Consider the following 25,833-nt stretch of genomic DNA (forward strand, 5'->3'; position numbering starts at 1 on the left):
ACAAATAAGATCTTTCTATCTTATAATAGTCACTCTTGTTCCATTAGGAACGGTAGCGGCAAGTTCAGTGACGTCCTGATTATACATCCGGATGCATCCTTTTGATACCGCTTTGCCGATGGAAGAAGGATTATTTGTTCCGTGAATGCCGTAATGAATTTTAGAGAGGCTGAGCCAATAAGCGCCGAACGGGCCGCCGGGCTTAGGCTGGCGGTTCACGATGTAAAATTCTCCGGTCGGCGTGGTCGTCAATATTTTTCCGACTGCGATGGGGTACGTACGGATGAGCCTGCCAAGGCGGTATAACTCCAGTTTTTTCGCTCCGATATACACGATGATGGAGTAGGGAATGGTGGATGGATCGGGAAGATTCGGTATGATAATATGCTGTCCCGCGTATATGGCCGATTGGATTGAGGGATTTGCCTGAAGGAGAGCAGCAGTGCTTATTCTGAAGTCTTGCGCAATGCTTGAGATGGTTTCTCCTTGTTTCACTTGATATGTCAGCAGTTTCATCACCCTCCTTTTTGCTCTTTTCCATATACATATTACGGAGGGGGTGTCTGTGCATCAGGATAAAAGTCTTATTTTTGCTCGGTTTTCAATGTGAACAGCGTGATTTCCGGTCTGGCTAAAAATCGATAAGGCAGTCTTGTCGTACCGAGCCCGCGATTGACGTAAACGGCTGTGTCATGCAGCGTATACATGCCGTCGGTATACGTTTTTCCGTAAGGAGGCGTAATGAGAGGGCCGAAAAACGGGAGCTGGACCTGGCCGCCGTGAGTGTGTCCCGACAGCTGGAGGTTTACGGGATATTCGCCTATCTTGAGAGCGGCATCAGGCTCGTGGACGATTAAAATGGAAAACGCATCTTCGGAAAGGCGGGACAGGGTGCCTTCATAATCGGGTTTTCCGAGCATTACATCATCCAAAAACGCGAGTTCAATCCGGCTTCCGTCTGTCAGCTGCACCTGACGATAGCCGTTTCGAAACACTTGAAAATCAGCCGCTTCCATCAGAGCCTTGTACGTGTTCGTACCGTAGCCGCCGTGGTCATGGTTTCCGTAAACACAAAGTTTGCCGAAGGGAGCTTCAAGGTTTTTCAGCACGGCGAGTGCATGCTGGTGATCATTAAATAAATGCGGCTTATCAATTAAATCTCCCGTAAAGATGAGCAGATCGGGTTTCAGCTGATTGATCTTTTCCGCTGCTTTATTCAAGTCACCGGATGTAAACACATCACTGAGATGCGTATCGCTGAATTGAACGATTTTAAAATTGTCAAAGCTGCGGGGGATCAGGCGGTTGGTGATTGTATGCCGGGTGATCTCAATCATGCGCGGTTCAATATACCGGGCATAGCCGTAACCTCCGCAAGCCATTGCGAGAGCTGCACCCAAAATGCCGAATCCTCTTTTTAAAAATGTTCTTCTGGTCATTTTCTCCATATGTAAAACCAACCTTTGTCAGAGTTGTTCTATTATATCATCAGCCTGGCTGAAAAATCCCTTCTCAGCATGTAATGACGCGGAAAGACATCTGTGATAAAATTATGAATGATTATTCATTCAATAAAAGGGGTGGGTTTGTTATGGATAAGAAAGCGGTAATCATTACAGGCGGTTCAAGCGGCATGGGAAAAGCAATGGCGAAAAAACAGGCTGAATTAGGATGGCACGTCATGGTGACAGGGAGGAACCATGAAGCACTTGAGGAAACAAAAAAAGAAATTGAGACCTTTGAGGGGCAGGTCGCCTGTTTTCAAATGGATGTCCGTTCTGATTCCGCCGCTTCAGACATGATTACAGAAGCGAAAAAAGCATTTGGCCGGCTTGATGCGCTGGTTAACAATGCGGCCGGCAACTTTATTTGCCCGGCAGAGAAGCTGACGCCCAATGGATGGAAAGCTGTTATTGAGATTGTTTTAAACGGCACATTTTTCTGCAGCCAAGCCGCGGCAAGGCATTGGATCGAGCAGGAGCAGAAGGGCGTCATCTTAAATATGGCCGCTACATACGCATGGGGAGCGGGAGCGGGTGTCGTTCATTCCGCTGCAGCCAAAGCGGGGGTATTGTCACTGACAAGAACGCTGGCCGTTGAATGGGGGAGCAAATACGGCATCCGCACAAACGCGATAGCCCCCGGCCCGATTGAACGGACAGGCGGTGCGGAAAAGCTGTTTGAATCGGAAAAAGCGGTGTCCCGCACTATGAACAGTGTGCCGCTCGGCCGTCTGGGGACACCGGAAGAAATCGCCGCGTTGGCAGCGTTTTTGCTATCTGATGAAGCGTCCTACATAAACGGGGATTGTATCACAATGGACGGGGGGCAATGGCTGAATCCTTATCCGTTTTAATTTTTCATATATTGATTATTTTGCAAAACAAGCGAACGTTAAAGCCGCCGTTCGCTTGTTTTATTTTCTATTCAAAATTATGATATAATTTTGAAAGATTAAGGGGCGATTAACTGAAGAAATTATTAAAATGGTTCGTTGTACTATTTGTAAGCAGTTTCGTTATCATCTTTAATATTTGGTACTTTATCATTTGCGCTTTTACTCCGGAGTATTATCAAAATACCAATCTTACATCTGATGAAATAATCAGATTTGAAAAGCTATAACATAGATTTTCCTGATGAAACGAAATTTATTAAAGCCAGGGAGTATTTGAGTGGGCTCGGAGGCAATACATCGGCTGTATTATATGTGTCTCTGCCAACTAAGCTGGCGGAAACAATTTTATCTGATTATACGTATATGCCAATAAATCATACTGATCATGCCGGTTCAATGTATGGAGTTGACGTTTCCAAGAGTGTTGGCGGGTTAACAACTCTTACATTTGGCACTTTAGATAAAAAAGGAACTTTCTTTCAGTTGAAACATGATGATGATTGGATATATAACAGAATTGATTGGAGCCATTATTTTTGGACAGCTGCCGGTTATAATGCTCTTATATTTATCCTTTTATTTGTGATTGTGAAACAAATGAATAACGTCCTTAATTAACCGGAAGAGTATCTTAAAAAGTTTTCCCCTTTTATTTTAAGCTGCTGCCATACTGCCTCCTTTTCCCCTAATCTAAACATTTGTGGTGCTGATATAATTGTGTATAATCAGACAAAGATAGAGAAGCAGGTGATAACATGTTGGACCCACTTGATATACTGACGAATATTGATGATGTCATTCCGTATTACCAAGCGATTTTTAACGCTGAGGAACAAAGAGTCGTAGGCTACGAAGTGCTTGGCCGGATTTTGGCAGATGCGGAGATTGAGAGCCTTGGGCCGTTTTTCTTAGATTCGGGCATTCCGGAAGAATATAAGCTTGAGGTCGATGACAGAGTCATCAGGCAGGCGCTGGAGAGGTTTAAAGAAGCTGATCGTGATCTGTTGATTTTTATCAATCAGGATGCGAATGTATTGATGCTTGACCACGGCGAAAGCTTTCTTGAGCTTTTAAAAGAATACGAAGAGCAGGGCATTGAATTGAACCGTATTGTGCTTGAGATCACCGAGCACAATTTCGAAGGCGACATTGAACAGCTGTACCATATGCTTGCCTACTATCGTACATATGGCATTAAAATCGCGGTGGACAATATAGGTAAGGAGAGCAGCAACCTGGACAGAATCGCGCTCCTTTCACCGGACCTTCTGAAAATAGATTTGCAGGCGCTGAAGGTATCTCAGCCGTCACCATCATATGAGCATGTGCTGTACAGCATTTCATTGCTGGCGAGAAAAATCGGCGCCGCGCTGCTGTATGAAGATATAGAAGCTGATTTCCAGCTCCAGTACGCATGGAGAAACGGAGGCCGATTTTTTCAAGGCTATTATCTGCAGGCGCCGAGCGGCGATTTTATAGACCGGAACCTGTTAAAAGCACGCTTGAAAACGGAGTTTCAGCAATTTATCACGAGAGAAAAAAAGAAGCTGGAAACGGTCTATGAACACTCTGAGAATTTTTATAAGCGGGTCAATCAGGCAGTTTCCGAGCTGAAGAAAACCCATCAGGCGGACGATGAGTTTATTAAAAAACTGGCGGAAAACCTGACCGACTGCTGCTTCAGAATTTATATGTGTGATGAAGAAGGCTATCAGCTGACGGGAAATGTGTTCAAGCAGTCCGGCGAATGGCTTTATCAGCCTGAATACATGGAGAAAAACTGGAGCTGGCGTCCGTACTTTTTAGAAAATATCATGAAGATGCGGAATTCAAGAAAAGGCTTTTTCAGTGACCTGTACAGTGATATTGAGACAGGTGAGATGATCAGAACCTTTTCATACCCGATGGATGACAATATGTATTTATTTATCGATCTGCCTTACTCTTATTTATATGAACAGGACGGATTACTTTAAAGCGGCTGCTGTATGCCGCTTTTTTTGTTCATTTGAAAAAAGTTTTAAAAAACGATTGACAATGATACTGATAATCATTATCATTTAGTTATAGAGAGAAGTTACTCTCTGTTCCCCAACCCCTCTATCAGATCAAGATCCGAAAAAACTTGGCGCTACCCCCGCCAAGTTTTTTTATGCTGTCTCCTCATAAAAAGGCTTCTTCTCACATACATCTGACAATGGCGGCTCAAAAAGCGAAAAATTATTTTTGAAAGGTGTATGACATTCCGAAAAAAGCTTCAAACTATTCGAAAACACGGTTTTCCCGTTTATTTCTTTTTGAAAATCCAGCGGGAAAATGCCATCCCGGTCTACTTTATGGTATGATGCTCTGTAGAACTTGTATTATAATAAATACTTGTTGATTTGAAGTTGTTTTTTGAAAGGAGTCTTTTTTTAGAATGTCACAATTAATGGGTATCATCACGCGGCTGCAAAGTCTGCAAGAAACAGCGGAAGCGGCTAACGAGCCGATGCAGCGTTATTTTGAAGTTAACGGCGAAAAAATTTGCAGTGTTAAATATTTCGAAAAAAATCAAACGTTTGAACTGACGGTTTTCCAAAAAGGTGAAAAACCTAACACATATCCGTTTGATAACATTGACATGATTTCTATTGAAATTTTTGAGCTCCTTCAGTAATTTGATTTGATTTTTCAGGCTGACCAAGCTTCCGGTCTTCCGCAAGCGGAGCTTTATTAAATTATGCAAAGGAACGTGCTTGTTCGTTTGGTTGTAGACTCTGGAAAGAGGAGTGTCCGTACATGGCTGATTCTTTTCTGTTTTATAATCTTTCTGAGGCACAGATGACCTTTCAAGACGTGACGGAGCGGCTGAAACGCTTTGTCAATAAAGACCCCCGTTCAGCATACGTGCTGTCTGTAGGGACTGATTCACAAGTTTACCGCGACTTCACAAAGTTTATTACGGCTATACACTTGCACCGTACAGGCAAGGGAGCTTGGGGCTGTTTGAAAAATCATGATCTTGCAAGACCGATACATAGCCTTCGCGAAAAAATTTCGCTGGAAACCGCGTTCAGCCAGGAGATGGCTGCGCATATCCTCGACGGCCGTCTTATGGAACTGACAGATTTGCTCTTGCCTTTTACGGATGAAGGGGCGGATCTTTCATTTGAAGTGCATCTGGATATCGGTCAAAAAGGGCTGACAAAAGAATTGATACAAGAAATGACCGGACGCATTACCTCGATGGGCATTGAAGCGAAAATCAAGCCCGATTCCTGCACAGCATTCAGTTATGCCAATCGTTACACAAAATAATATTTCATACAGAATCCGCAAAATGTCGAATTATGCGGTTGACGATTTTTTTCTGTTTACTTATTCTAGCGGTAGAGCTGAAAGCAAATTTCACATTGCTTTCAGAGGTATTCAGTTAAAAATAGGGGGCCTGATTACGTATGAGTCTTATCAGTGAACGATTTACGGAAGAAGAACAGAAACTTCTGCTGAATATCCTGATCAATCAAGAATATGCCATTGAGCTTTTGACCAGCGAAATCAACGATATAGAAGCAGGGTCAAAAAGCGTTGATGGAACCACTTATAAAAAACTCGTAACGCTCTATGACCGTTTTCGGAATGAAAATTAATCAGCGGCCTATAAATTGATACTCGATTGCAAAGAGTATCTTTTTTATTGACGGAAACTTTTCGACAAAAAATGATAATGTTTATATTATTGCAATATAGGGAATACATGCTTTGATGAAAAATGTAAAGGGGTCGAAGTGACATGATTAGCTTACAATCAGATCAGCTTCTTGATGCAACAGTCGGACAATTTATGATCGAGGCGGATAAAGTGGCGCACGTTCAAGTCGGAAACAACCTTGAGCATGCTCTATTAGTGCTGACGAAAACCGGCTATACCGCCATTCCCGTCCTCGACGCTTCGTACCGTCTGCACGGTTTGATCGGGACAAATATGATTATGAACAGCATTTTCGGACTTGAACGGATCGAGTTTGAGAAGCTGGATCAAATTACGGTTGAGGAAGTCATGCTGAAAGACATTCCCCGTCTCCACATCAATGATCCGATTATCAAAGGGTTCAGCATGGTCATTAACAACGGCTTTGTCTGCGTTGAAAATGATGAAGGCGTCTTTGAAGGCATTTTCACGAGAAGAGTCGTGTTAAAACAGTTGAGCAGTCATATCAGATCATTGAATAAGTAGGCTCGCACGATCAGCCTATTTGTTCTTTTGCATGCCTGAAAAAGAAAACGCATACATATGAGTGGCGCTTGCCTCGGCAGCCTTTATTTTATTAGAATGGTAGATAAGAAATACGAAAGGCATTGAAAAGGAGGACGACATGCAGCTTCAAGAGCTTCATATGCTCGTAGTTTTAGCTGAGGAATTAAACATGAGGAAGGCTGCCGAACGGTTATTCGTGTCACAGCCGGCTCTGTCCCAGCGATTGCAGACCATTGAAAAAGCCTGGGGAACAAAGATCTTTCTAAGATCTCAAAAAGGACTTACGGTAACGCCGGCAGGAGAAAAAATCATACAATTTGCAAATGACGTCACGGATCGGCAAGAAAGAATCAGAGAAAACATTGATGAACTTGAGGGTGAGATTCACGGCACATTAAAGCTTGCCGTCGCCTCCATTATCGGGCAGCACTGGCTTCCGAAAGTGTTAAAAACATATGTGGAGCGTTATCCGAATGCAAAGGTCTCTCTCATTACAGGGTGGAGCAGCGAAATGCTGAAAAGTCTGTATGAAGACCAGGTACATATCGGCATTATCCGGGGAAATCCGGAATGGAAAGGCCGGAAAGATTATTTAATGACCGATCATTTATATTTGGTCGATACGGAAATTTCCTGTATTGATGATATAGCCCATACCGATCGGCCGTTTATCCAATTCAAAAGTGACAGTACATATTTTCAGGAAATTCAGCATTGGTGGCATCAAAAATTCAAAACCTCGCCGAAACAGACCATCCTCGTCGATCAGATTGAAACGTGCAAGCAGATGGCGCTGCACGGGATCGGTTATGCCATTCTGCCGTCAGTCACCTTAGAAGAGGAAGATAAAGTAAATAAAATGCCCCTGCTTGATACAAAGGACCATCCGATCGGCCGTGACACATGGCTGCTCGGATATGAGCCGGCATTTGAATTAAAACAGGTGCAGGCTTTCGTTTCTGTTATTAAAGATATGCTGAAGCAGGAACGCCCATTTTAGAAAGACAGCAATCATGCTGTCTTTTTTTATTTTTTATTGACAATGAAAATCATTATCATTTAAAGTGTTATATATGTTAATGAAAATCATTATCAATTACGAGGTGATCATATGCAGAAAGCATTAATGATATATGCAAGCATGTCGGGGAATACAGAGGATATTGCCGGCATTATAAAAGAAACACTGAGCGGGCATCAGATAGCAGTTGACTGTCTCGACATGGACGAAGCAGATGCGGATTCTCTCGAAGCATATGATTATGTTTTTGTCGGCACGTACACATGGGGGGACGGTGATCTTCCTTACGAAGCGGAAGATTTTTACGAAGATATTCTGCACAGCCAGCTCAACGGACTGAAAACGGCCTGTTTCGGTTCAGGCGATCACGCCTACCCGAAGTTTTGCGAAGCGGTCACGCTGTTTTACGATGCGTTTGAACAGGCCGGAGCCAATTTATATCCGGAAACACTGAAAATCGAGCTGGCGCCCGAGACGGCTGAAGATCAAGAATGCTGCAAAGAATTTGTCCGCGGTTTTCTTGCATGGGCCGCTCACCACGGAGACCGGTGCCATGTTTCATAAAGGCGCGACGGCTGTCATGGCATCAGTGACTTCAGGATATTTTGTCGCAGTGAAAGACGAAGGTATTTTTCATTTTTCCGCGGAAGAAGGCTGGAAAAGACTATTCCGAGTGAAAAGCAGAATTCATGTGCTGACTTACATAGGGCCTTACATATTCGCCGCTGGAGAAAAAGGCGCCATCCTCAGATCAGCCGATCAGGGAAAGACCTGGACGGCCTCCAGATTTCCGACCAGCGCCTCCGTATGGGCCGTTGCCGGGCGGAATGACGGGTTTGTCTGTGCGCACGGCACATACTGCCTCTACTTATCTGATGATTTCGGCGTCACTTGGCATGTGGCTAAGCCCTTTTCACAATTAAAGGAGCCGCCTGTCATCCGTTCGCTTTGTTTACACGGTCAGACGATTTATATCGGCACCCGGATTCATATGAATCATGGCGGCATTTGGGCGTATGAACTGACGGAAGACCGCATCCGGCGTATAAGCCGCGAAAGGCAGCGTATGACGGCTTCAATGATGATGTATCAGAATGAATGGCTCATTGCAGCAAAGGGCGCGGCAAAGGGAGAACGGGGCGAGGTTGCCGTCCGAAACGTACGGACGCAAGAGGAGTTTGCCATTACAGCCGGGCCCGCCGTACGGGAAAAATCATTTCTCGACGTTTCTGAGGATAACGGGATTATTTATGTCACATCGTCACAGGACGAAAACGGGTTTTCGCGTATTTATCAAGCTGATCTCGCCGCCGGGGAATTAAAGTGGTTTGATACGATCCGCGGTCACGGATGGCGGGTGGCCAACCGGGAAGAAAACTTTTTTTGCGCGGGCCTTTACGAAAGTAAGTTTGTCAGACCGTATGAGGCAGTTCGGCTCGCACATTAGTTTTTATGCATAAAGGAGAGACGAAGATGGGGAATGTATTGCTTGTTTACGCTACAATGTCAGGAAACACCGAGGCGATGGCGGATTTAATTGAAAAAGGGCTGATCGAAGCACAAGCATCCGTAGACAGATATGAAGCGATGGATATTCATGCCGAACTTTTTAATGATTACGAGTATATTTTATTAGGCACATATACGTGGGGAGACGGGGATCTTCCTGATGAAATGCTCGATATTGCTGAAGATATGGAAAACCTGGAGTTTACGGGAAAAACATTTGCTTTGTTCGGTTCCGGAGATACGTCCTATGAGTTTTTTTGCGGAGCGGTTGACGAATTGGAAAAAGTAATCACGGCCCGCGGCGGGCGGGTGGTGCTGCCGTCGGTCAAAATTGAAAACAACCCTGAGGGCAGTGAGGAAGAAGAGCTCCGGGAATTCGGAAGACAGTTTGCCGCGCTGTGCAGCCAGCCGGCAGAATAAAGGCTTGTTCCTTTTTTTCTTGTCTTTGTATCCTTCCTTTGTTACAGTAATGAGGTAGAAAATCAGAGGAGGACAATACATATGAAAATGATGGATGCAAATGAAATTATTTCATTTATTCAAAATAGTACAAAATCAACGCCTGTAAAAGTGTATGTAAAAGGCGATCTCGAAGGAATCAGCTTTGGCGATTCCGCTAAAACATTCCTGAACGGCCAATCCGGCGTCGTTTTTGGCGAGTGGGCTGAAATTAAAAGCGCAATCGAAGAAAACAAAGACAAAATTGAGGATTACGTCATTGAGAATGACCGCCGCAACTCTGCGATCCCGATGCTTGATTTAAAAGATGTTAAAGCGAGAATCGAGCCCGGCGCTATTATCCGCGACCAAGTCGAAATCGGCGACAATGCCGTTATCATGATGGGTGCATCTATTAATATCGGTTCAGTCATCGGCGAAGGTACGATGATTGATATGAACGTTGTGCTCGGTGGACGCGCGACTGTCGGCAAAAACTGCCACATCGGAGCGGGTTCTGTATTAGCGGGCGTTATTGAGCCGCCTAGCGCTAAGCCTGTTGTCGTGGAAGACGACGTTGTGATCGGCGCAAATGCGGTTGTGCTTGAAGGCGTAACAATCGGTAAAGGCGCGGTTGTCGCTGCCGGAGCCATCGTTGTAAATGACGTCGAGCCATATACCGTTGTAGCGGGAACACCTGCGAAAAAAATCAAAGATATCGATGAAAAAACAAAAGGCAAAACAGAAATCAAACAGGAATTACGCCAGCTGTAAGGAATGGTTTGATAGAATGGGCGTGGATGATAAAATCCACGCCTTATTCTTATCTCAAGGAGGAATACATATGGAAAAAGAGCGGCTCATTGCCATCCGAAGAGATCTGCACCGCATTCCGGAGATCGGCTTTCAGGAATATAAAACCCAACAGTACCTGCTGAATCTATTGAACCAATATCCGGAGGAAAGAATTGAAATCGAAACTTGGAGAACCGGCATCTTTGTCAAAGTCAACGGCACGGCTCCGGAAAAAATGCTCGCCTACAGAGCGGATATAGACGCTCTGTCGATTGAAGAGCAGACGGGGCTTCCGTTTGCATCTGAACACCCCGGTTTTATGCACGCATGCGGCCACGATATGCACATGACCATCGCGCTCGGCATTATTGATCATTTTGTCCATCATCCCGTCAAACATGATCTGCTCTTTTTATTCCAGCCGGCTGAAGAAGGACCGGGCGGAGCGGAACCGATGCTTGAAAGCGATGTGCTGAAAAAATGGACGCCGGATTTGATTACCGCTCTCCATATAGCACCTGAGCTTCCTGTAGGCACAATCTCCACCAAAAGCGGATTGCTGTTTGCCAATACGAGCGAACTCGTCATCGATCTCGAGGGGAAAGGCGGGCATGCGGCATATCCGCATACAGCAGACGACATGGTCGTCGCCGCGAGCACGCTTGTCACGCAGCTGCAGACGGTCATATCCAGAAATACGGATCCGCTTGACAGCGCTGTGATCACTGTCGGAACGATTACCGGGGGCACGGCGCAAAATATCATCGCAGAGCATGCTCATCTGGAGGGAACCATCCGGACGCTTTCCGAGGAATCAATGCGTATGGTGAAAAAGCGGATTGAAGAGCTTGTCAAAGGAATTGAAATCGGCTTCCGATGCAAAGGAAAAGTTACATATCCATCCGTTTATCATCAAGTTTATAATACAAGCGGCCTGACCGAAGAATTTATGCAATTTGTCAGCGATCAGCAGCTTGCTGACGTGAGAACGGCGAAAGAAGCGATGACCGGAGAAGATTTCGGGTATATGCTGAAAAAATATCCCGGCTTTATGTTCTGGCTGGGGGCCGATTCATCCCACGGGCTTCATCACGCAAAGCTGAACCCGGATGAAGATGCGATGGAAACCGCGGTAAATGTCATGGTCGGATATTTTTCGAAGTATGCCAATTAAATCCGAAAAGAAGAATAATCTAACAAAAATTGAGCATTCTACATAACGGAGGTGTTCAATATGACGAAAAAAATTGGAATTGAACAATCTTTATCGGATGTAGAACAGGCGTTAAAACAAAAAGGATATGACGTAGTGATGATGAAGACTCCTGAGGATGCGAAGAATTGTGACTGCTGTGTCGTAACCGGACTTGACAGCAATGTCCAAGGAATTGCCGATACGTCAACTCAGGCTCCCGTCATTACGGCTTCCGGAATGACCGCCGACGAAATCTGCAGCGAAGTGGAAAAAAAATTTCATTAAAAAGAAAAAACCGAAGCTTACGCTTCGGTTTTTCTATTCGGCGGATGCGGCGTTTTTAAAACGGTCGAGCGCGATTTTTATTTCTCTCCGCAGTACGCGTTCAACCCGCCATTGCTCCATATTTTCAGTTTTGGCAATGATTCTGAGCACCATTTCTGACGAGCTTAAATCCTGAACCCCGATGACGTCCGGCCCTTCCTTAATCTGCGGGAGCTCAGCGGCTGCTTTGTCACACGCGGTTTGCAGGATTTGAATGGTTTCATCAAGATTTTTTTCAAGCGGCACTTTAATATCGACAAGCGCCTGCATCGTTCCGCGGGAATGGTTGCTCACATTCGTAATGCCCCGGTTGGGAAGATAGTGAAGCGTGCCGTCAAAGCTCCGGATTTGCGTCGTACGGAGACCGACCTGCTCGACAATACCGCTGTAGCCGGCAACCGTAATATAATCGCCGACGTCGATCTGTTTTTCCAAAAGGATAAAAAATCCGGTGACGATGTCACTGACGAGCCCCTGAGCCCCGAAGCCGACTGCGAGACCTACCACGCCGGCGCCGGCAATGAGAGCGCTCGGATTGTAGTGAAATAAATCCAAAATCATTACGATAAAAACGAAAATCAGGATGTATCCATATACATTAAGCGCGAGGCTTCGCAAAGTATAAGCGCGGCCTTTGGAGAGGTTGTTTTGTTGCTCGAATTTCTGAAACAGATGCTTGATCAGCTTTTTTCCTGCCGTCCGGAAAATAAAGTACGCTAAAATAATGAGAGCCAGCTTTATGATGAAAATCCCGGCAGATGTGAGAAGCCCGGCCCAATCAAAGTGTTTTAAATCAATCATAGTGATGTCTTCCTTTCAAGTCTATTGCAGAAAAAGCTAAAAGTGATATACCCGTTTTTAAAATAAAATAAACCTTTTAATAGAAATCAGTTATTTCATTTATGATTTGTTCATATTGCCCGGTTTCAATATCATCATTTTTGTGAAAATATGAACTAAGAAATCACCACACTCATTTTAACATGGTGATTCAGCCAAATCATATCCTTTGAAGGGAAAACAGGAGTACGTTGCCCGGCGAAACTGAAAGCCCTGGCAAAAAACCTTTTTCATAAGGAGGGAAATAAGATGAAATTACGTCAGCAAATGCCTGAATTGACAGGCGCTAAAGCATGGATTAACAGAGAAGTCACGAAGGAACAGCTGGTCGGCGGAAAGCCGGCACTGATTCACTTCTGGTCCGCCAGCTGCCGCATGTGTAAAGAAGCGATGCCTGAGATGAACGAATTTCGTGATAAATATAAAGATCAGCTGAATGTGGTGGCCGTTCACATGCCCCGTTCCGAAGATGATCTTGATCTTGAGAAAATCAAGGAAACAGCGGCTGAACACGATATCTCTCAGCCGATTTACGTCGACAGCGATCATACGCTGACTGAAGCATTTGAAAATGAATATGTGCCGGCTTATTACGTTTTTGATAAAAGCGGACAGTTCCGCCATTTTCAAGCGGGAGGAAGCGGGATGAAAATGCTTGAAAAACGCGTCAGCCGAGTACTTTCAGAATCGGAGCAGGCTTCTGAGTAATCGGGACAATCTCCGTCGGACTATTGTCTCGGTTCCGGAAACCCTTTGCTGTTAGGTAACAGGGTTTTTTTGTGTCTATTGGATAAAAAATTCCAATATGACATGTGTGGCTTAAAAAATAAGAGAAACAGCCGTAAACACGCTGTACCGCTTGTTTTATCCATATCATAATCTTTTACATATTATAGTCGAAAATTGTAGATATTACGCTAATTTTCATTAAACAAGTAATTTCAAGTTATATTTTGAAATGGTTGAATAAATTGGAACTTTGTCCAGAATCCCCTATATGATAAGGGATTTTTGTATATAAAGTACCATTTTCAGAAAATAAGCAATTTTTCATAGAGTAAATAAAATAGTAAAATGATAAAATAATAGTTGATAAAATTACTTTTGTAATCTAATATCTTAATAAAAGCGTTTAAATTTTTGACAGGGGGTTTTACACATGTTTAATGAAAGAGAAGCGCTGCGCTTACGTTTAGAACAATTGAACGAAGCAGAGGTAAAAGTCATTCGTGAATATCAAATAGAACGTGATAAAATATATGCAAAACTGAGAGAATTAGACAATACAGGCAGCCTGTCCGATACAAAAAAAGAGTTTCGTCCGGAGAAAAAAAGTGACTCTCTCCCGGTGCTTGCAGAGCTTGCAGCACAGGAAATGAGAAGCTATCAAAAGCCGCAGACACAGCCTCAATCCTCCCAGCCGCAGATGCAGTCTATTACGTCTCTTCCCGCCGGCATTCCAGACGGTTCTACAAGAAGAAGAAGAGGGACGGCGAGACCGGGATCAAAAGCGGCAAAACTGCGCGAAGCAGCGATTAAAACATTGAAACGCCACAATGCAGCGATCAAAAGTTCCGAACTGCAAAAGGAAATTGAAAAGGAAAGCGGCCTTGAAATTCCTAATATGACAACATTTATGCAAAGCTTAATTAAAATGTATCCGGAAGTGAAGAAACCATACCGCGGCCAATATATTCTTGAGGGAGAAATTTCTCAGGAAACAGCAGAAACGGCAAATGATACGGCTGCTGAATAATAAAACAGTAAAAACTGCTTGCGTTACTCAAGCAGTTTTTTTGCGCTTTCCCGCTTATTCTGCGGAAGTGACGCATCTTTTCCCGGCTTTTTTTCAAGCTTGACGACATATTTTTGGAAAGGCTTTTCGCCGTCAGCACGTTCTTTCAACGCATCCAGTTTTTCATCAAACGACTGATCGCGGGACTCTGATTGTACAAATTGTTTTTGCAGGGAGATGACTTGTTCGGTAACGGCTTTAAGCAAGTCTTCTGCCTGAACAGTCTCTTTGGAAACAGAAGGGATTTCCAGAGCTTGTTCCGCCGGTTCCGCCGTGCGGCTGTCAATATCAGCAAAATGGCCGGCAATCCAAGCATCACTTTCGTCCAGCTGCCGTTTATACGAAAGAATGGTTTCTTGAAATAACTTTTCTTTCGTTTTTTCTATTTCTACAAGCCGTTCTTTTGTTTCTAGTATTCGATCTCTCATATGATTAATTTCTATTTTAATATGTTTGAGCTGGTATTCTTTTTCTATCATTTGTGTTTGGAGCCGGGTATTTTCGTCTGCAGCGGCATGATAACGCTGTTTCATATCTTCGTGAGAAGTCCGTTCAGTTTGAATGGCGGTCTCAAGTGAGCGGATGCGGGTATGTAAGTTTTTATTTTCTTCTTCAAATTTTACATTTGTAAGATGCAGACGGTGCTTTTCTTCCATCTCATTTTTCCGCCGAAACGTTTCCTGCTGAAGCAGTTCTTGCAGAATGACGATTTTATCGAGCAGCCCGGCTCTGATTTCATGCAAAGAACGTTCCGTGTCACTTGTCTGTTTGTGTTTTTGAGCCATGGCTTCCAATTCGTCAGAAAGCTTGTGAAGCCGCTCTTTAATATTGGCGTTTTCCTCCTGAAGCTTATTATTTTTTTGATGGAAGTAGCTTGCTTCAAATTCTGAAATTAATTTTCTGCATCTGGAAAGTTCAGATTTCAAGTAAAGGTTCTCTTGAGAAGTGTCGTGGAAAAACGGACCGGATATTTTCATAAGAACCATCTCCCTCATGATGTTAACACTACAATATGGGAAAGGAACAACGGCTATTCCTCTTATTTAAACAGACAAGCACCGTAATATTGTATTTCGGCTGAGGCGTTTGCTATGCTTTTATATAGAATGGGAGAGAGATGACATGAAACGGGTGAATGTAATATTAGCGGGGGGAGCTTCCCGAAGATTCGGAGAACCGAAAGCTTTTGCAAAGTGGAAGGGCGGCATGTTTTATGAACAGGCGAAAAAAGCCTTCGGCGGCGGAGAAACGGTAATTATCAGCCGCCCTGAACATATAAAAAAGTTCTTATCAAACAGGGAGCGGCATGTTTTTGCCGATGAGCCGCGGTTTCGGGGAATGGGCCCGCTTGCCGGCATCTATACGGCAATGAAACAAACGGAAGGCGAAATATATACAGTCATATCCTGTGACACGCCGCTCGTGACAAGAAAAACGATGGCGGCGCTTGAAATGAAGCTGACCGGAAACCTGGACGCTGTCATACCGGTTTGTGAAAACAGAGAGCAGCCCCTCTTGGCGGTTTATCATAAACGGGTGCAGGATGTGCTTTTTGATCAGCTTACACAAAACAAACTGAAAATGACAGACACGCTGAAACGGCTGTCTGTCTGTTATGTGCAGGCTGAAGACATCGGCGCCGGGCCGGAGGAGTTCGCTAATATCAACACACAGGACGATTACACCAGACTTTTGGCGCATGTCGAGTCTTCAAATCAAGACTGATCGGGAAGAAACATGGTATGATGGAAATAAAAATGCAAGGGGACAACACAGATGGAAGAGCGCTATTCGCGGCAGACAAGATTTAAGCCGATAGGGGAAAAAGGGCAGCAGGCGCTGGCTGACAGCAGTGTCCTGATTGTCGGAGCCGGAGCCCTCGGAACAGCCGCGGCAGAGGGCCTGGCAAGAGCCGGAGCGGGCCGTATGGCGATTATTGACCGGGATTATGTGGAATGGAGCAATTTACAAAGACAGCAGCTGTATACAGAAGAAGACGCGAGACAGCGCCTGCCGAAAGCAATGGCGGCCAAGGCGCGTCTTTTGGCGGTAAACAGTGATATACATATCGATGCTTACGCGGCGGAAGGTACGGCGGAAACGCTCGAACCGCTGATCGAACAAGCGGATTGCATCGTGGATGCGACAGATAATTTTGAAACGAGAATGGTCATCAATGATCTGGCGCTGAAAACGAAAACGCCTTGGATTTACGGTGCTTGTGTCAGCAGTCAGGGAATGTGCATGACGATTATTCCGGGGGTTACGCCGTGTTTATCCTGCCTGTTTGAGCAAATGCCCGTGGGCGGAGCGACATGTGATACAGCGGGCATCATACCTCCGGCGGTTCATATCGTCTCCGCTTATCAGCAGGCTGAGGCGCTGAAATTGCTGACAGGAAATCATGCGGCGGTAAATCGGCGCTTTTTCACGTTTGACGTGTGGAATAACACCAATATGAGCATAAATGTGGATCAGATCAAACGGGATCATTGCCCTTCCTGCGGCGCGGAGCCCGTATATCCGTATCTGCAGCCTGAAAACAGGCCGAAAGCAAGCGTGCTGTGCGGAAGAGACACCGTTCAAATCAGATCGGAAGCCTTAAAGAGGCTGGATAAAGAAGAGCTTGTCAAACGTCTGAAGCAGATCGGTAAAGTGGAAGCAAATGAATTTCTGCTGCACATGGCGTATGAGCGCTTCAGAATCGTTATTTTTCAGGACGGACGGGCTCTGATTCACGGTACAAACGATATAAAAGAAGCAAATTCAGTTCTGGCCAGGGTGATCGGACTGTAGGAAGGGGAGATATTGCTATGCTTGAAAAAAGAACGCCGATTCAGGTGGACGAAGCAGTCCGCCGGGTGAGCCGGTATAAAAAACAGGGGGATACCGAATGGGTGGCGCTTGAGGACAGTCTCCACCGCTATTTGGCGGAGGATGTTAAGGCGGATCATGATGTGCCGGCCTTTAACCGTTCCCCGTATGACGGGTTTGCCATCAGGGCGAGCGATTCAAAAACGGCTTCCCGTGACAATGCCGTCACCTTTGAAGTCATTGACCATATCGGAGCAGGCGCCGTGTCAGAAAAAGAACTCGGGCCTTATGAAGCGGTCCGCATTATGACGGGGGCGCAGATTCCAAAAGGTGCGGATGCCGTAGTGATGCTTGAGCTGACAAAAACGTTTTCTGAAAACGGGACGAATTACATGTCAGTGAAACGCCCTTTTCATGCGGGTGATAATATTTCATATCAAGGAGAAGATGCGAAAAAAGGCAGCTCGCTATTAAAAAAAGGGACGAAAATCACGCCGGGCGTAACCGCTCTTTTAGCAACCTTCGGCTATGCTTCCGTTCCCGTGGTCAGAAAGCCGGTTGTCGGCATTATCGCAACGGGGACCGAGCTTCTTCATGTCAGCGATCCGCTTGAGCCGGGGAAAATCCGCAACAGCAACGCTGCCATGGTGTATGCCCAGGTCATTGAAGCGGGCGCGGTACCGCTGAACTTAGGGAAAATTTCCGATGATTTTGATGACAGCTATGATGCGGTGAAGGAAGCTATGAAAAAAGTTGATTTCCTGATCACGACCGGCGGCGTGTCAGTCGGCGATTTTGATTTTCTTCCAGACATTTATAATAAGCTCGGAGCGGAAGTTCTTTTTAACAAAGTGGCAATGCGCCCGGGGAGCGTGACAACTGTCGCCCGGGCCGATGACATGCTGCTGTTCGGCCTTTCAGGCAATCCGTCCGCATGTTATGTCGGATTCACCCTGTTTGTCAAACCGATGATTCAGACATGGCTTCTGAATGAAAAACCTCATTCCGGATGGGCGGAAGCCGTGTTAACAAACGACTTTCCGAAACCGAATCCATTTACGAGATTTGTGAGGGCGTTTGTTTATCATAAGGACGGAAAGATGATGGCGTCACCGGTCGGTCTCGACAAATCAAGCTCAGTCACATCTCTAGCCGAAGCAAACGCGTTTATCCTTCTGCCGGGAGGAACGAGGGGGTATGAAGCGGGCCGGACGGTTCACGCGCTCCTCATCCGTGATGAGAATGGAAGTGAATGGCCGTGGTCAATTCTTTCCCGATCGTCCAGATCGTAGGTTTTCAAAACAGCGGTAAAACAACGTTTATTGAACGTGTGCTGAAAGCGGCGCCGAAAGAGTGCGATATTGGATGTTTAAAACATCATGGACATGGCGGAGAACCGGAACCTTTTTCTGACGGAAAAGACTCGGAGCGTTTTTCAAAAGCCGGAGCCGCGGTTACGGCAGTAGAAGGGGACGGCGTCCTGCAGCTTACGGCGCGAAAAAAATGGGACCTGGCGGGTTTGATCAGTCTGTATGAATGTCTGGGAATTGACGGTCTTCTCGTAGAGGGATTTAAACATGCGCCGCATCCGAAAATCATTATGATCAAAGACAGCGAAGATTGGCAAAAGCTGAAGCATTTGGAGCGCGTGATCGCAGTTGTCAGCAGAAATACGGAGCATATGCCGGCAGACGCAGGCATGCCCGTATTCCATGCGGACGATCCGGCTGCCATGATGTTTGTGCTTTCGCAGCTGAAAGGGGAATCTGCTTAAATGGAACGTTTTCAAATTACAAGGGAACCTATCATTGCGGAAAATATCGTAAAAAAAGTTGAAAAGCGTGAAGCCGGCGCCATCACAACGTTTATCGGCACGGTCAGAGAGTGGACTGCCGGGCGGCGGACGGTACGGCTCGAATATGAAGCGTATGAACCGATGGCTGTTCAAATGCTTTCTCAAATCGGCGATGAAATCAGTGCGAAATGGGAAGGAGCCGAAGCTGCAATCACTCACCGTGTCGGCGTCCTTGATATCGGAGAAGCAGCGGTCGTAATCGCCGTGTCTTCACCGCACAGAAAGGCGGCATATGAGGCGAATGAATATGCCATTGAACGGATAAAACAGATTGTGCCGATATGGAAAAAAGAAATCTGGGAAGACGGCGAAGAATGGATAGGCGATCAGCTGGAAACAACGCCCTATCCGAACGGAAAACCGGATTTGGATAAAGGGGAATCGCGATGATTAAAGTATTATTGTTTGCCGGGCTTGCGGAGCAGGCGGGAACACCGGTCATTGAACTTGACGAAAAAGAGACGGCGGCGTCTGCTGTAAAAACACTGTTAAAGGAACGGTACGGACTTCAGACGATTGACAATGCCATGATCGCAATCAATGAAACATATGTAAAAGACAACAGCACCGTAACAGAAGGTGATACCATTGCCTTTATCCCTCCTGTAAGCGGAGGGTGAAAAAAGAGCCGGATGTGCATCATTGCCATCCGGCTTTTTTGTATATAGGAGCTGAATTCCAGAGAATATCCAAATGGGATTTAAAGGAATTTGTGATTGAGGCGGTTTTGATTAGATGAATAGGCTGAAGACAGTGCCTTCACAAGGCTTTGAGCCTCCCGTCATACCGGTCTGACAATACTTTTTTTACATAATTATGGAACGTAAAGCTGAGAATTTGTGTTACAATTTAGCATAAATACGCAAACGGCAAAAAAATTGAAACTTCTCTCAGCCTAAAGCGTACGTATAAACAGAATAATACATAGGAGGCATCAGCAATATGGAACCAAACCTGGAAAAAGGCAATACGGCAGTAACGGAAAAGCCGTCAATTTTCGGCGTCATTACAAGTCCTGTTGTGCAGTTTAAAAGATTAAAAGAAAAGCCGGTCATCGGCATTCCTCTCCTGATTGTCATCATTCTCATCGCGGCCGGCAGTATTTTGCGCGGATTGGGGATGAATTATGAAGAAGTGCTGAACAGCTCATCTCTTGACGGATTGTCGGATGATCAGATTGAAATGACCAAAACCTTCGCTAAATTCGGCTCGATGTTCGGAGGAATCTTCGGGGGCATTATCGCTCTGTTTATCGTTCCGCTCATTTATTGGCTGTGCGTCAAAATTTCAGGCGGCGTGACAACTTACAAAAAAATGCTCTCACTCAGCCTGTTTACGGCATTTATTACCAATATCGGCTTAGTTATTAACGGTCTTGTTACTTATTTTACCGGTGCGGGCTCACTGTACGCCGTTACATCTTTGGCGAGTGTCATACCGGCCGGAGACGGCGTCGCGGTCTTTTTAAGCGCGTTTGACATTTTCAGCATCTGGAGCTATATTCTGCTCGCTTTGGGACTTCGCTATACAGGCGGCATTTCGAAAAAAGCGGCCTGGACTTCCGCGATTGTCCTGTTTGTTATTATGCTTTTGGTTTCGGCAGTCGGAGGACTGTTAAGTTCAGTGACAGCAGGTGTATAACATGAAAAAAATTTGGATCGGAATCGGCATCGCCGTAATTGTTGCAGTATTCATCGGTATCAATATTTATAAGTCTGCCGCTCCCGCGGGCGGCAGCGCCGGGAAAAAAATCGAAACCGGAACCATGGAAAACAGAGAAATCTCATCTACGGTTATGGTTCCGGGAACACTTAAATTCTCTAAAGAACAGTATGTTTTTTATGAAGCGGATAAAGGAACTCTTGATAAAGTGAAAGTAAAAGAAGGCGACAAAGTAAAAAAAGGGTCGTCGTTAGTCACGTATACAAATGAGCAGCTCAATCTTGATAAAGAACAAAATGAGTTGACAGAACAATCAAAACGTATGCAAATCGAACAAGTTGAAGAAAAACTCAGAGCATTAAACAGCAAGGAACAAGATCTGGCAAAACAAGTGGGAGAAGCGGAAGCCAAAAAACAAATTGAAACCGAACGGACTGATCTGCAGCTTCAGCAAAAAACGGCTGAAATCGAATTAAAGCAATCTGATTTGCAAAAGCAGTCTCTTGAAAATCAAGTGGCGAATCTCAATGTTAAGAGTGAGATGGACGGGACGGTTATCTCGGTAAATCAAGAAGCGGCTTCTAAAAAATCGGATATTCAAGAACCGGTTATACATATAGGAGACCCGGAACACCTGATCGTTGCCGGCAATTTGTCCGAATACGACACGCTGAAAGTGAAAAAGGGACAAAGCGTTACAATTACCTCAGACGCCATTCCAGGTAAAACGTGGAAAGGGAGAGTGGCGGCTGTCGGCCTCGTTCCTGATCAAAAGTCAAGCGCTGCTTCCGGGGAAAGTACGGAACAGGCCGTGCAGTATCCGTTCCAGGTTAAGCTGATCGGAAACCTTCCGGAGGGCAAGCCGGGGTTTAAATTAATTATGAACATTGAAACCGACAAACGGAAAGCCGATACACTGCCGTCCTCCGCAGTCAAAAAAGACGGAGATGAGCACTGGGTCTTTACGGTAAAAGACGGGAAGGCCAAACGCGTGAAAGTTAAAGTCGGCGATACCGCAAATCAGCTTACGGAGATAAAAGAGGGGCTTTCAAAGGATGATAAAGTCATTCTGAATCCGGCTGACGGTTTGACTGACGGAACGGATGTGAAAGCATAGATGATTCAGCTTTCAAAGGTGAAAAAAAGCTATCAGATCGGCAAGGAGACGTTTGATGTTCTTCGTTCAATCGACCTGACGATTGAAGAAGGAGAATATGTGTCAATTATGGGACCGTCGGGATCGGGGAAATCTACGATCATGAATATCATCGGCTGTCTGGACAGACCGACGTCCGGCAGTTACAGGCTTGCGGGCGAAGATGTTTCTTCATGCACTGAAAAAGAGCTTGCGGCGGTCCGGAACAAATCAATCGGATTTGTCTTTCAGCAGTTTCAGCTGCTGCCGCGATTGAATGCAAGAAAAAATGTCGAACTCCCCATGATCTACGCCGGTATCGGCAAAAAAGAGCGTGAGGAACGGGCTGAGTATGCACTGGAAAAAGTCGGTTTGGCGGATCGGATGCGTCACATGCCGAATGAGCTGTCAGGCGGCCAGAAGCAGCGTGTCGCGATTGCAAGAGCCATCGTGAACGAACCGAAGCTCATTTTAGCTGATGAACCGACCGGCGCACTGGATACGAAAACAAGCATTTCCATTATGGAGCAGTTCACAGAGCTTAATGCAGAGGGCGTGACCGTGGTGCTTGTGACTCATGAGCCTGAAGTGGCGGACTGTACAAACAGAGTGATTTTCGTCCGTGACGGCATGATCGTTTCCCGCGATGCTGAGCAGAGGAGAGTGGGGGAATGAGCCTGTCAGAAAATCTCCGGATGGCCCTCAGTTCCGTAAGAGCTCACAAGCTGAGATCGATTCTGACAATGCTCGGAATCATTATCGGCGTCGGTTCAGTAATCGTTGTTGTGGCTGTCGGCCAAGGCGGAGAGCAAATGCTGAAGCAATCCATCAGCGGGCCGGGCAATACGATTGAATTGTTTTACCTTCCGAGTGATGAAGAATTAACAGCCAATCCGAACGCCTTACAGGAAGCGAGTTTCACAGAAGAAGATATTAATGGATTAAAAGGAGTGGACGGCGTAAAGCAGGTTGTCGCTTCCGCTGTAAAATCCATGACCGCCCGTTACCATGAAGAAGACACGGATATTACGCTGAACGGCATTAACAGCGGCTACATGGACGTAAAAAAGCTGGACGTTCAAGATGGACGGACATTTACGGACAATGATTTTCTTTCCGGGAAAAGAGCAGGAATCATCTCGAAAAAAATGGCTGAAAAGCTGTTCGGGAAAACGTCTCCGCTTGGAAAAATCGTCTGGGCCGGCGGACAGCCCGTTGAAATAATCGGCGTACTGAAAGAAGAGAGCGGTTTTTTATCGTTAGGACTCAGTGAAATGTATGTGCCGTTCAACATGCTGAAAACGTCTTTCGGTACTAACGACTACAGCAACGTTTCCGTTCAGACGGAGTCCGCTGATCAAATCAAATCAACAGGAAAAGAAGCAGCCCGTCTCTTAAATGACAATCACGGTACAAAAGAGGCCTATCAAGTTATGAATATGGAAGAAATCGCGGCGGGAATCGGCCAGGTCACGACCGTCATGACGACGATCATCGGTTCGATCGCCGGTATTTCTCTCATTGTCGGCGGGATCGGGGTCATGAATATTATGCTCGTATCAGTGACGGAACGGACAAGAGAAATCGGCATCCGCAAATCGCTCGGTGCCACGAGAGGACAGATTCTGACACAATTCTTAATTGAATCTGTTGTGCTTACATTAATCGGCGGCTTAATCGGAATCGGTCTCGGCTACGGGGGAGCATCACTCGTTTCCCTTATCGCAGGCTGGCCGTCGCTCGTTTCTTGGCAGGTGGTTTGTATCGGCGTACTGTTCAGTATGCTGATCGGTGTCATTTTCGGCATGCTGCCCGCCAACAAAGCATCACGCTTAGATCCGATTGAAGCATTAAGGTATGAATAACCGGCACCCCATGCAGTCTGCATGGGGTTTTTTGTGTGTTTTAATGATTGAATGAATATAATAGACTTTTTTCATTTATGATAAAAAGAAAATGTCATACAATTGTCCCCCTTTTTGTCGAATTTACAGTTTACAAACCCTATGTACATACGTTAATATGAACAAATGTGAAAGATTTTGATAGTTATTGAATGAATTTGAGTGATTTTAGTTGCTAGAAGTAAAAAAAGCGTTTACAATTATCTTGCAACCGAAATGAATACGTTTCCAAAGGAGGCGGAATATGCTCACTCCTGAAAGGTATCAGCTGATTATTGATCAGATTGAAAAGCGTGATGTGGTGAAGATTCAAGAGCTGATAAGCATGACAAATGCTTCTGAATCAACGATCAGAAGAGATTTATCAACACTCGAAGAGCGCGGATTTTTAAAGCGCGTTCACGGCGGGGCGTCTAAACTTTCCAACAGCAGGCAAGAACCCGATATGCTTGAAAAATCCTCCAAAAACCTTCAAGATAAACTGAAGATCGCAGAAGAAGCGGCATCTTTATTAGAAGAAGGTGACTGTATTTATCTTGATGCGGGAACAACTACATTGCATATGATTGATTTTATAGATCATACAAAGGACATTGTGGTTGTCACAAACGGAGTTATGCATATCGACGCTTTAATAAGGAAAGGGATTCCTTTTTATCTTCTCGGAGGATATGTGAAGCATAGAACAGGTGCGATGATCGGCGGCGCCTCATTAACGGCGGTCAGCCAGTACCGTTTTGACAAAAGCTTCCTCGGGGTGAACGGCGTGCACATTGAAGCCGGCTTTACAACACCCGATCCGGATGAGGCTCTTCTGAAGACAAAGGCTGTGAGACAGGCGAAAAACGCGTATGTTTTAGCCGATCCTTCTAAATTCGGCGAGATTTCTTTCGCAGCGTTCGCCGCCTTGGGCGATGCAGCTATCATTACCACTGAAGCTGAAGAACTTGCATTCGATAATTACCAAGAAAAAACTGTCGTAAAGGTAGTGAAACCATGATTTACACTGTAACCCTCAATCCGTCTGTTGACTATATCGTTCACGTTGAAGATTTTGCCGTAGGCGGTTTAAACCGTTCCAGCTATGACACGAAGTATCCCGGCGGAAAAGGCATCAACGTTTCAAGATTACTGAAAAGACACCATGTGCCGTCAAAAGCATTGGGGTTTGTCGGCGGATTTACCGGAAATTATATTACGTCATTTTTGCATCAGGAAGGTCTGGAAACGGCTTTTTCTGAGGTAGATGAAGACACGCGTATAAATGTAAAACTGAAAACGGGTGATGAAACGGAAATTAACGGACAGGGCCCGACGATTTCAGACGAAGTGTTCAATACCTTTTTAGAACAGTTCTCCGCTCTGGAAGAGGGAGACATCGTCGTTTTAGCGGGAAGCATTCCTTCTTCCCTGCCGCATAACACGTATGAAAAAATTGCTGAGGCATGCAGAAAGCAGAATGCCCGGGTAGTCGTGGACATCTCCGGTGAAGCGCTGATGAAAGCGACAGAAATGAAACCGTTTTTGATGAAGCCGAATCATCATGAGCTTGGCGAAATGTTCAATACGGTCATTGATTCAGCCGAAGCTGCCGTTCCTTACGGTAAAAAATTGATTGAACAAGGCGCTGAACACGCGATTGTTTCGATGGCTGGCGACGGTGCGCTTTTATTTACGAAAGAGGCGGTTTTCCTCGCCAATGTTCCTAAAGGAAAGCTTGTCAATTCGGTAGGCGCGGGTGATTCCGTCGTCGCGGGATTCCTTGCGGGAATTTCAAAACAGCTGCCTTTGGAAGATGCGTTCCGTTTAGGAGTTGCTTCCGGAAGCGCGACGGCATTTTCTGAAGAACTCGGAACTGAAGAGTTTGTACAGCAGCTTCTTCCTGAAGTTAAAGTCACACGTCTATAG

At 45.4% G+C, this 25,833-nt stretch carries 31 protein-coding genes and 1 pseudogene; 28 read left to right on the forward strand and 4 right to left on the reverse strand.

The annotated features are described in order from the left end of the window. Positions 1-15: 15 nt before the first annotated feature. On the reverse strand, positions 16-510 hold the full coding sequence (locus MY7_RS05905) for a L,D-transpeptidase family protein (protein WP_087920795.1): 495 nt from the start codon (positions 508-510) through the stop codon (positions 16-18). Positions 511-584: 74 nt separating this feature from the next. Further along, positions 585-1,448, reverse strand: a complete 864-nt coding sequence (locus MY7_RS05910; protein WP_007611096.1) for a metallophosphoesterase — start codon at positions 1,446-1,448, stop codon at positions 585-587. A gap of 143 nt (positions 1,449-1,591) precedes the next feature. Here MY7_RS05910 and fadH point away from each other — a divergent pair, with 143 nt between their 5' ends. From fadH to MY7_RS05980, 14 genes and pseudogenes are all read left to right on the forward strand, one after another. Further along, on the forward strand, positions 1,592-2,356 hold the full coding sequence (gene fadH, locus MY7_RS05915) for a 2,4-dienoyl-CoA reductase (protein WP_029325883.1): 765 nt from the start codon (positions 1,592-1,594) through the stop codon (positions 2,354-2,356). Between the two features lie 113 nt (positions 2,357-2,469). Further along, positions 2,470-3,016 (forward strand): annotated as a pseudogene (locus MY7_RS19890) (hypothetical protein). Positions 3,017-3,153: 137 nt separating this feature from the next. Then, on the forward strand, positions 3,154-4,374 hold the full coding sequence (locus tag MY7_RS05925; protein WP_007611099.1) for an EAL domain-containing protein: 1,221 nt from the start codon (positions 3,154-3,156) through the stop codon (positions 4,372-4,374). 443 nt (positions 4,375-4,817) lie between these two features. After that, positions 4,818-5,057, forward strand: a complete 240-nt coding sequence (locus MY7_RS05930) for a YkuJ family protein (RefSeq protein ID WP_003154613.1) — start codon at positions 4,818-4,820, stop codon at positions 5,055-5,057. A 122-nt stretch (positions 5,058-5,179) separates the two neighbouring features. Further along, a complete protein-coding gene (locus tag MY7_RS05935; RefSeq protein ID WP_007409617.1) occupies positions 5,180-5,698 on the forward strand; it encodes a ribonuclease H-like YkuK family protein in 519 nt (172 codons plus the stop codon). 140 nt (positions 5,699-5,838) lie between these two features. Continuing rightward, positions 5,839-6,030 (forward strand): antirepressor AbbA, encoded by a 192-nt coding sequence (abbA, locus tag MY7_RS05940; RefSeq protein WP_003154609.1) that lies wholly within the window; start codon positions 5,839-5,841, stop codon positions 6,028-6,030. Between the two features lie 143 nt (positions 6,031-6,173). Further along, positions 6,174-6,617, forward strand: a complete 444-nt coding sequence (cbpB, locus tag MY7_RS05945; protein WP_003154608.1) for a cyclic-di-AMP-binding protein CbpB — start codon at positions 6,174-6,176, stop codon at positions 6,615-6,617. A gap of 139 nt (positions 6,618-6,756) precedes the next feature. Next, entirely contained in the window at positions 6,757-7,638 is an 882-nt protein-coding gene (gene ccpC, locus MY7_RS05950) for a transcriptional regulator CcpC (protein WP_007611101.1), read from the forward strand. Positions 7,639-7,749: 111 nt separating this feature from the next. Beyond that, on the forward strand, positions 7,750-8,223 hold the full coding sequence (locus MY7_RS05955; protein WP_007611103.1) for a flavodoxin: 474 nt from the start codon (positions 7,750-7,752) through the stop codon (positions 8,221-8,223). Beyond that, positions 8,213-9,106 (forward strand): WD40/YVTN/BNR-like repeat-containing protein, encoded by an 894-nt coding sequence (locus MY7_RS05960; RefSeq protein ID WP_007611105.1) that lies wholly within the window; start codon positions 8,213-8,215, stop codon positions 9,104-9,106. Before MY7_RS05955 ends, MY7_RS05960 begins: the two co-directional genes overlap by 11 nt. 26 nt (positions 9,107-9,132) lie before the next feature. After that, a complete protein-coding gene (locus MY7_RS05965) occupies positions 9,133-9,588 on the forward strand; it encodes a flavodoxin (protein ID WP_007409622.1) in 456 nt (151 codons plus the stop codon). An 81-nt stretch (positions 9,589-9,669) separates the two neighbouring features. Then, positions 9,670-10,380 (forward strand): 2,3,4,5-tetrahydropyridine-2,6-dicarboxylate N-acetyltransferase, encoded by a 711-nt coding sequence (dapD, locus tag MY7_RS05970; RefSeq protein WP_007409623.1) that lies wholly within the window; start codon positions 9,670-9,672, stop codon positions 10,378-10,380. A gap of 70 nt (positions 10,381-10,450) precedes the next feature. Beyond that, positions 10,451-11,575 carry an N-acetyldiaminopimelate deacetylase gene (locus tag MY7_RS05975; protein ID WP_029325884.1) on the forward strand — a complete coding sequence of 375 codons (1,125 nt, stop codon included), beginning with the start codon at positions 10,451-10,453 and terminating at the stop codon, positions 11,573-11,575. A 60-nt stretch (positions 11,576-11,635) separates the two neighbouring features. Then, positions 11,636-11,881 (forward strand): YkuS family protein, encoded by a 246-nt coding sequence (locus MY7_RS05980; RefSeq protein WP_003154596.1) that lies wholly within the window; start codon positions 11,636-11,638, stop codon positions 11,879-11,881. Between the two features lie 33 nt (positions 11,882-11,914). On the opposite strand, the gene MY7_RS05985 is transcribed toward MY7_RS05980, so the two are convergent. Continuing rightward, positions 11,915-12,721 (reverse strand): mechanosensitive ion channel family protein, encoded by an 807-nt coding sequence (locus tag MY7_RS05985; RefSeq protein ID WP_007611108.1) that lies wholly within the window; start codon positions 12,719-12,721, stop codon positions 11,915-11,917. Between the two features lie 288 nt (positions 12,722-13,009). Between MY7_RS05985 and MY7_RS05990 the strand changes: the two genes are divergently transcribed. Together MY7_RS05990 and rok are read left to right on the forward strand one after the other, a co-directional pair. Beyond that, positions 13,010-13,468 (forward strand): TlpA disulfide reductase family protein, encoded by a 459-nt coding sequence (locus MY7_RS05990; RefSeq protein ID WP_007611110.1) that lies wholly within the window; start codon positions 13,010-13,012, stop codon positions 13,466-13,468. Between the two features lie 451 nt (positions 13,469-13,919). Then, on the forward strand, positions 13,920-14,516 hold the full coding sequence (gene rok, locus MY7_RS05995) for a transcriptional regulator Rok (protein ID WP_003154591.1): 597 nt from the start codon (positions 13,920-13,922) through the stop codon (positions 14,514-14,516). A 23-nt stretch (positions 14,517-14,539) separates the two neighbouring features. Here the strand turns inward: rok and MY7_RS06000 are convergent, their stop codons facing one another. Then, positions 14,540-15,532 carry a hypothetical protein gene (locus tag MY7_RS06000; protein ID WP_007409627.1) on the reverse strand — a complete coding sequence of 331 codons (993 nt, stop codon included), beginning with the start codon at positions 15,530-15,532 and terminating at the stop codon, positions 14,540-14,542. Positions 15,533-15,677: 145 nt separating this feature from the next. Here MY7_RS06000 and MY7_RS06005 point away from each other — a divergent pair, with 145 nt between their 5' ends. The 12 genes from MY7_RS06005 to pfkB all read left to right on the forward strand — a co-directional run bounded on the left by MY7_RS06005 (position 15,678) and on the right by pfkB (position 25,833). Further along, positions 15,678-16,280, forward strand: a complete 603-nt coding sequence (locus MY7_RS06005) for a molybdenum cofactor guanylyltransferase (RefSeq protein ID WP_007611112.1) — start codon at positions 15,678-15,680, stop codon at positions 16,278-16,280. A 51-nt stretch (positions 16,281-16,331) separates the two neighbouring features. Next, the gene (locus MY7_RS06010) at positions 16,332-17,351 is read left to right on the forward strand and encodes a molybdopterin-synthase adenylyltransferase MoeB (RefSeq protein ID WP_007611113.1); all 1,020 of its coding nucleotides are present in this window, start codon (positions 16,332-16,334) and stop codon (positions 17,349-17,351) included. Between the two features lie 17 nt (positions 17,352-17,368). After that, positions 17,369-18,661, forward strand: a complete 1,293-nt coding sequence (locus MY7_RS06015; RefSeq protein ID WP_007611114.1) for a molybdopterin molybdotransferase MoeA — start codon at positions 17,369-17,371, stop codon at positions 18,659-18,661. After that, positions 18,622-19,143: a molybdopterin-guanine dinucleotide biosynthesis protein B gene (mobB, locus tag MY7_RS06020; RefSeq protein WP_007611115.1), complete on the forward strand. Its 522-nt coding sequence runs from the start codon at positions 18,622-18,624 to the stop codon at positions 19,141-19,143. Before MY7_RS06015 ends, mobB begins: the two co-directional genes overlap by 40 nt. After that, on the forward strand, positions 19,144-19,614 hold the full coding sequence (locus MY7_RS06025) for a molybdenum cofactor biosynthesis protein MoaE (protein WP_007611116.1): 471 nt from the start codon (positions 19,144-19,146) through the stop codon (positions 19,612-19,614). Next, positions 19,611-19,844 carry a molybdopterin converting factor subunit 1 gene (gene moaD, locus MY7_RS06030; protein WP_007611118.1) on the forward strand — a complete coding sequence of 78 codons (234 nt, stop codon included), beginning with the start codon at positions 19,611-19,613 and terminating at the stop codon, positions 19,842-19,844. The genes MY7_RS06025 and moaD overlap by 4 nt, the downstream gene beginning before the upstream one ends. A gap of 322 nt (positions 19,845-20,166) precedes the next feature. Then, complete coding sequence (locus tag MY7_RS06035) at positions 20,167-20,865, forward strand: Yip1 family protein (protein ID WP_007611122.1); 699 nt, start codon at positions 20,167-20,169, stop codon at positions 20,863-20,865. 1 nt (position 20,866) lies between these two features. After that, a complete protein-coding gene (locus tag MY7_RS06040) occupies positions 20,867-22,003 on the forward strand; it encodes an efflux RND transporter periplasmic adaptor subunit (protein ID WP_007611124.1) in 1,137 nt (378 codons plus the stop codon). Beyond that, positions 22,004-22,696 carry an ABC transporter ATP-binding protein gene (locus MY7_RS06045; protein WP_007611126.1) on the forward strand — a complete coding sequence of 231 codons (693 nt, stop codon included), beginning with the start codon at positions 22,004-22,006 and terminating at the stop codon, positions 22,694-22,696. It begins immediately after the preceding gene. Continuing rightward, positions 22,693-23,886: an ABC transporter permease gene (locus MY7_RS06050; protein WP_007611127.1), complete on the forward strand. Its 1,194-nt coding sequence runs from the start codon at positions 22,693-22,695 to the stop codon at positions 23,884-23,886. The genes MY7_RS06045 and MY7_RS06050 overlap by 4 nt, the downstream gene beginning before the upstream one ends. Positions 23,887-24,169: 283 nt before the next feature. Then, the gene (locus tag MY7_RS06055; RefSeq protein WP_007611128.1) at positions 24,170-24,925 is read left to right on the forward strand and encodes a DeoR/GlpR family DNA-binding transcription regulator; all 756 of its coding nucleotides are present in this window, start codon (positions 24,170-24,172) and stop codon (positions 24,923-24,925) included. After that, a complete protein-coding gene (gene pfkB / locus MY7_RS06060; protein WP_007611129.1) occupies positions 24,922-25,833 on the forward strand; it encodes a 1-phosphofructokinase in 912 nt (303 codons plus the stop codon). The genes MY7_RS06055 and pfkB overlap by 4 nt, the downstream gene beginning before the upstream one ends.

This window comes from Bacillus sp. 5B6 (genome assembly GCF_000259405.1).
GTDB lineage: Bacteria > Bacillota > Bacilli > Bacillales > Bacillaceae > Bacillus > Bacillus velezensis.

Bases quoted from the DNA above. Each gene is read 5' to 3' on its own strand.
- MY7_RS05910 (WP_007611096.1), bottom strand. From the start codon at position 1,448: ATGGAGAAAATGACCAGAAGAACATTTTTAAAAAGAGGATTCGGCATT.
- fadH (WP_029325883.1), top strand. From the start codon at position 1,592: ATGGATAAGAAAGCGGTAATCATTACAGGCGGTTCAAGCGGCATGGGA.
- MY7_RS05925 (WP_007611099.1), top strand. From the start codon at position 3,154: ATGTTGGACCCACTTGATATACTGACGAATATTGATGATGTCATTCCG.
- MY7_RS05930 (WP_003154613.1), top strand. From the start codon at position 4,818: ATGTCACAATTAATGGGTATCATCACGCGGCTGCAAAGTCTGCAAGAA.
- MY7_RS05935 (WP_007409617.1), top strand. From the start codon at position 5,180: ATGGCTGATTCTTTTCTGTTTTATAATCTTTCTGAGGCACAGATGACC.
- abbA (WP_003154609.1), top strand. From the start codon at position 5,839: ATGAGTCTTATCAGTGAACGATTTACGGAAGAAGAACAGAAACTTCTG.
- cbpB (WP_003154608.1), top strand. From the start codon at position 6,174: ATGATTAGCTTACAATCAGATCAGCTTCTTGATGCAACAGTCGGACAA.
- ccpC (WP_007611101.1), top strand. From the start codon at position 6,757: ATGCAGCTTCAAGAGCTTCATATGCTCGTAGTTTTAGCTGAGGAATTA.
- MY7_RS05955 (WP_007611103.1), top strand. From the start codon at position 7,750: ATGCAGAAAGCATTAATGATATATGCAAGCATGTCGGGGAATACAGAG.
- MY7_RS05960 (WP_007611105.1), top strand. From the start codon at position 8,213: ATGTTTCATAAAGGCGCGACGGCTGTCATGGCATCAGTGACTTCAGGA.
- MY7_RS05965 (WP_007409622.1), top strand. From the start codon at position 9,133: ATGGGGAATGTATTGCTTGTTTACGCTACAATGTCAGGAAACACCGAG.
- dapD (WP_007409623.1), top strand. From the start codon at position 9,670: ATGAAAATGATGGATGCAAATGAAATTATTTCATTTATTCAAAATAGT.
- MY7_RS05975 (WP_029325884.1), top strand. From the start codon at position 10,451: ATGGAAAAAGAGCGGCTCATTGCCATCCGAAGAGATCTGCACCGCATT.
- MY7_RS05980 (WP_003154596.1), top strand. From the start codon at position 11,636: ATGACGAAAAAAATTGGAATTGAACAATCTTTATCGGATGTAGAACAG.
- MY7_RS05985 (WP_007611108.1), bottom strand. From the start codon at position 12,721: ATGATTGATTTAAAACACTTTGATTGGGCCGGGCTTCTCACATCTGCC.
- MY7_RS05990 (WP_007611110.1), top strand. From the start codon at position 13,010: ATGAAATTACGTCAGCAAATGCCTGAATTGACAGGCGCTAAAGCATGG.
- rok (WP_003154591.1), top strand. From the start codon at position 13,920: ATGTTTAATGAAAGAGAAGCGCTGCGCTTACGTTTAGAACAATTGAAC.
- MY7_RS06000 (WP_007409627.1), bottom strand. From the start codon at position 15,532: ATGAAAATATCCGGTCCGTTTTTCCACGACACTTCTCAAGAGAACCTT.
- MY7_RS06005 (WP_007611112.1), top strand. From the start codon at position 15,678: ATGAAACGGGTGAATGTAATATTAGCGGGGGGAGCTTCCCGAAGATTC.
- MY7_RS06010 (WP_007611113.1), top strand. From the start codon at position 16,332: ATGGAAGAGCGCTATTCGCGGCAGACAAGATTTAAGCCGATAGGGGAA.
- MY7_RS06015 (WP_007611114.1), top strand. From the start codon at position 17,369: ATGCTTGAAAAAAGAACGCCGATTCAGGTGGACGAAGCAGTCCGCCGG.
- mobB (WP_007611115.1), top strand. From the start codon at position 18,622: ATGGCCGTGGTCAATTCTTTCCCGATCGTCCAGATCGTAGGTTTTCAA.
- MY7_RS06025 (WP_007611116.1), top strand. From the start codon at position 19,144: ATGGAACGTTTTCAAATTACAAGGGAACCTATCATTGCGGAAAATATC.
- moaD (WP_007611118.1), top strand. From the start codon at position 19,611: ATGATTAAAGTATTATTGTTTGCCGGGCTTGCGGAGCAGGCGGGAACA.
- MY7_RS06035 (WP_007611122.1), top strand. From the start codon at position 20,167: ATGGAACCAAACCTGGAAAAAGGCAATACGGCAGTAACGGAAAAGCCG.
- MY7_RS06040 (WP_007611124.1), top strand. From the start codon at position 20,867: ATGAAAAAAATTTGGATCGGAATCGGCATCGCCGTAATTGTTGCAGTA.
- MY7_RS06045 (WP_007611126.1), top strand. From the start codon at position 22,004: ATGATTCAGCTTTCAAAGGTGAAAAAAAGCTATCAGATCGGCAAGGAG.
- MY7_RS06050 (WP_007611127.1), top strand. From the start codon at position 22,693: ATGAGCCTGTCAGAAAATCTCCGGATGGCCCTCAGTTCCGTAAGAGCT.
- MY7_RS06055 (WP_007611128.1), top strand. From the start codon at position 24,170: ATGCTCACTCCTGAAAGGTATCAGCTGATTATTGATCAGATTGAAAAG.
- pfkB (WP_007611129.1), top strand. From the start codon at position 24,922: ATGATTTACACTGTAACCCTCAATCCGTCTGTTGACTATATCGTTCAC.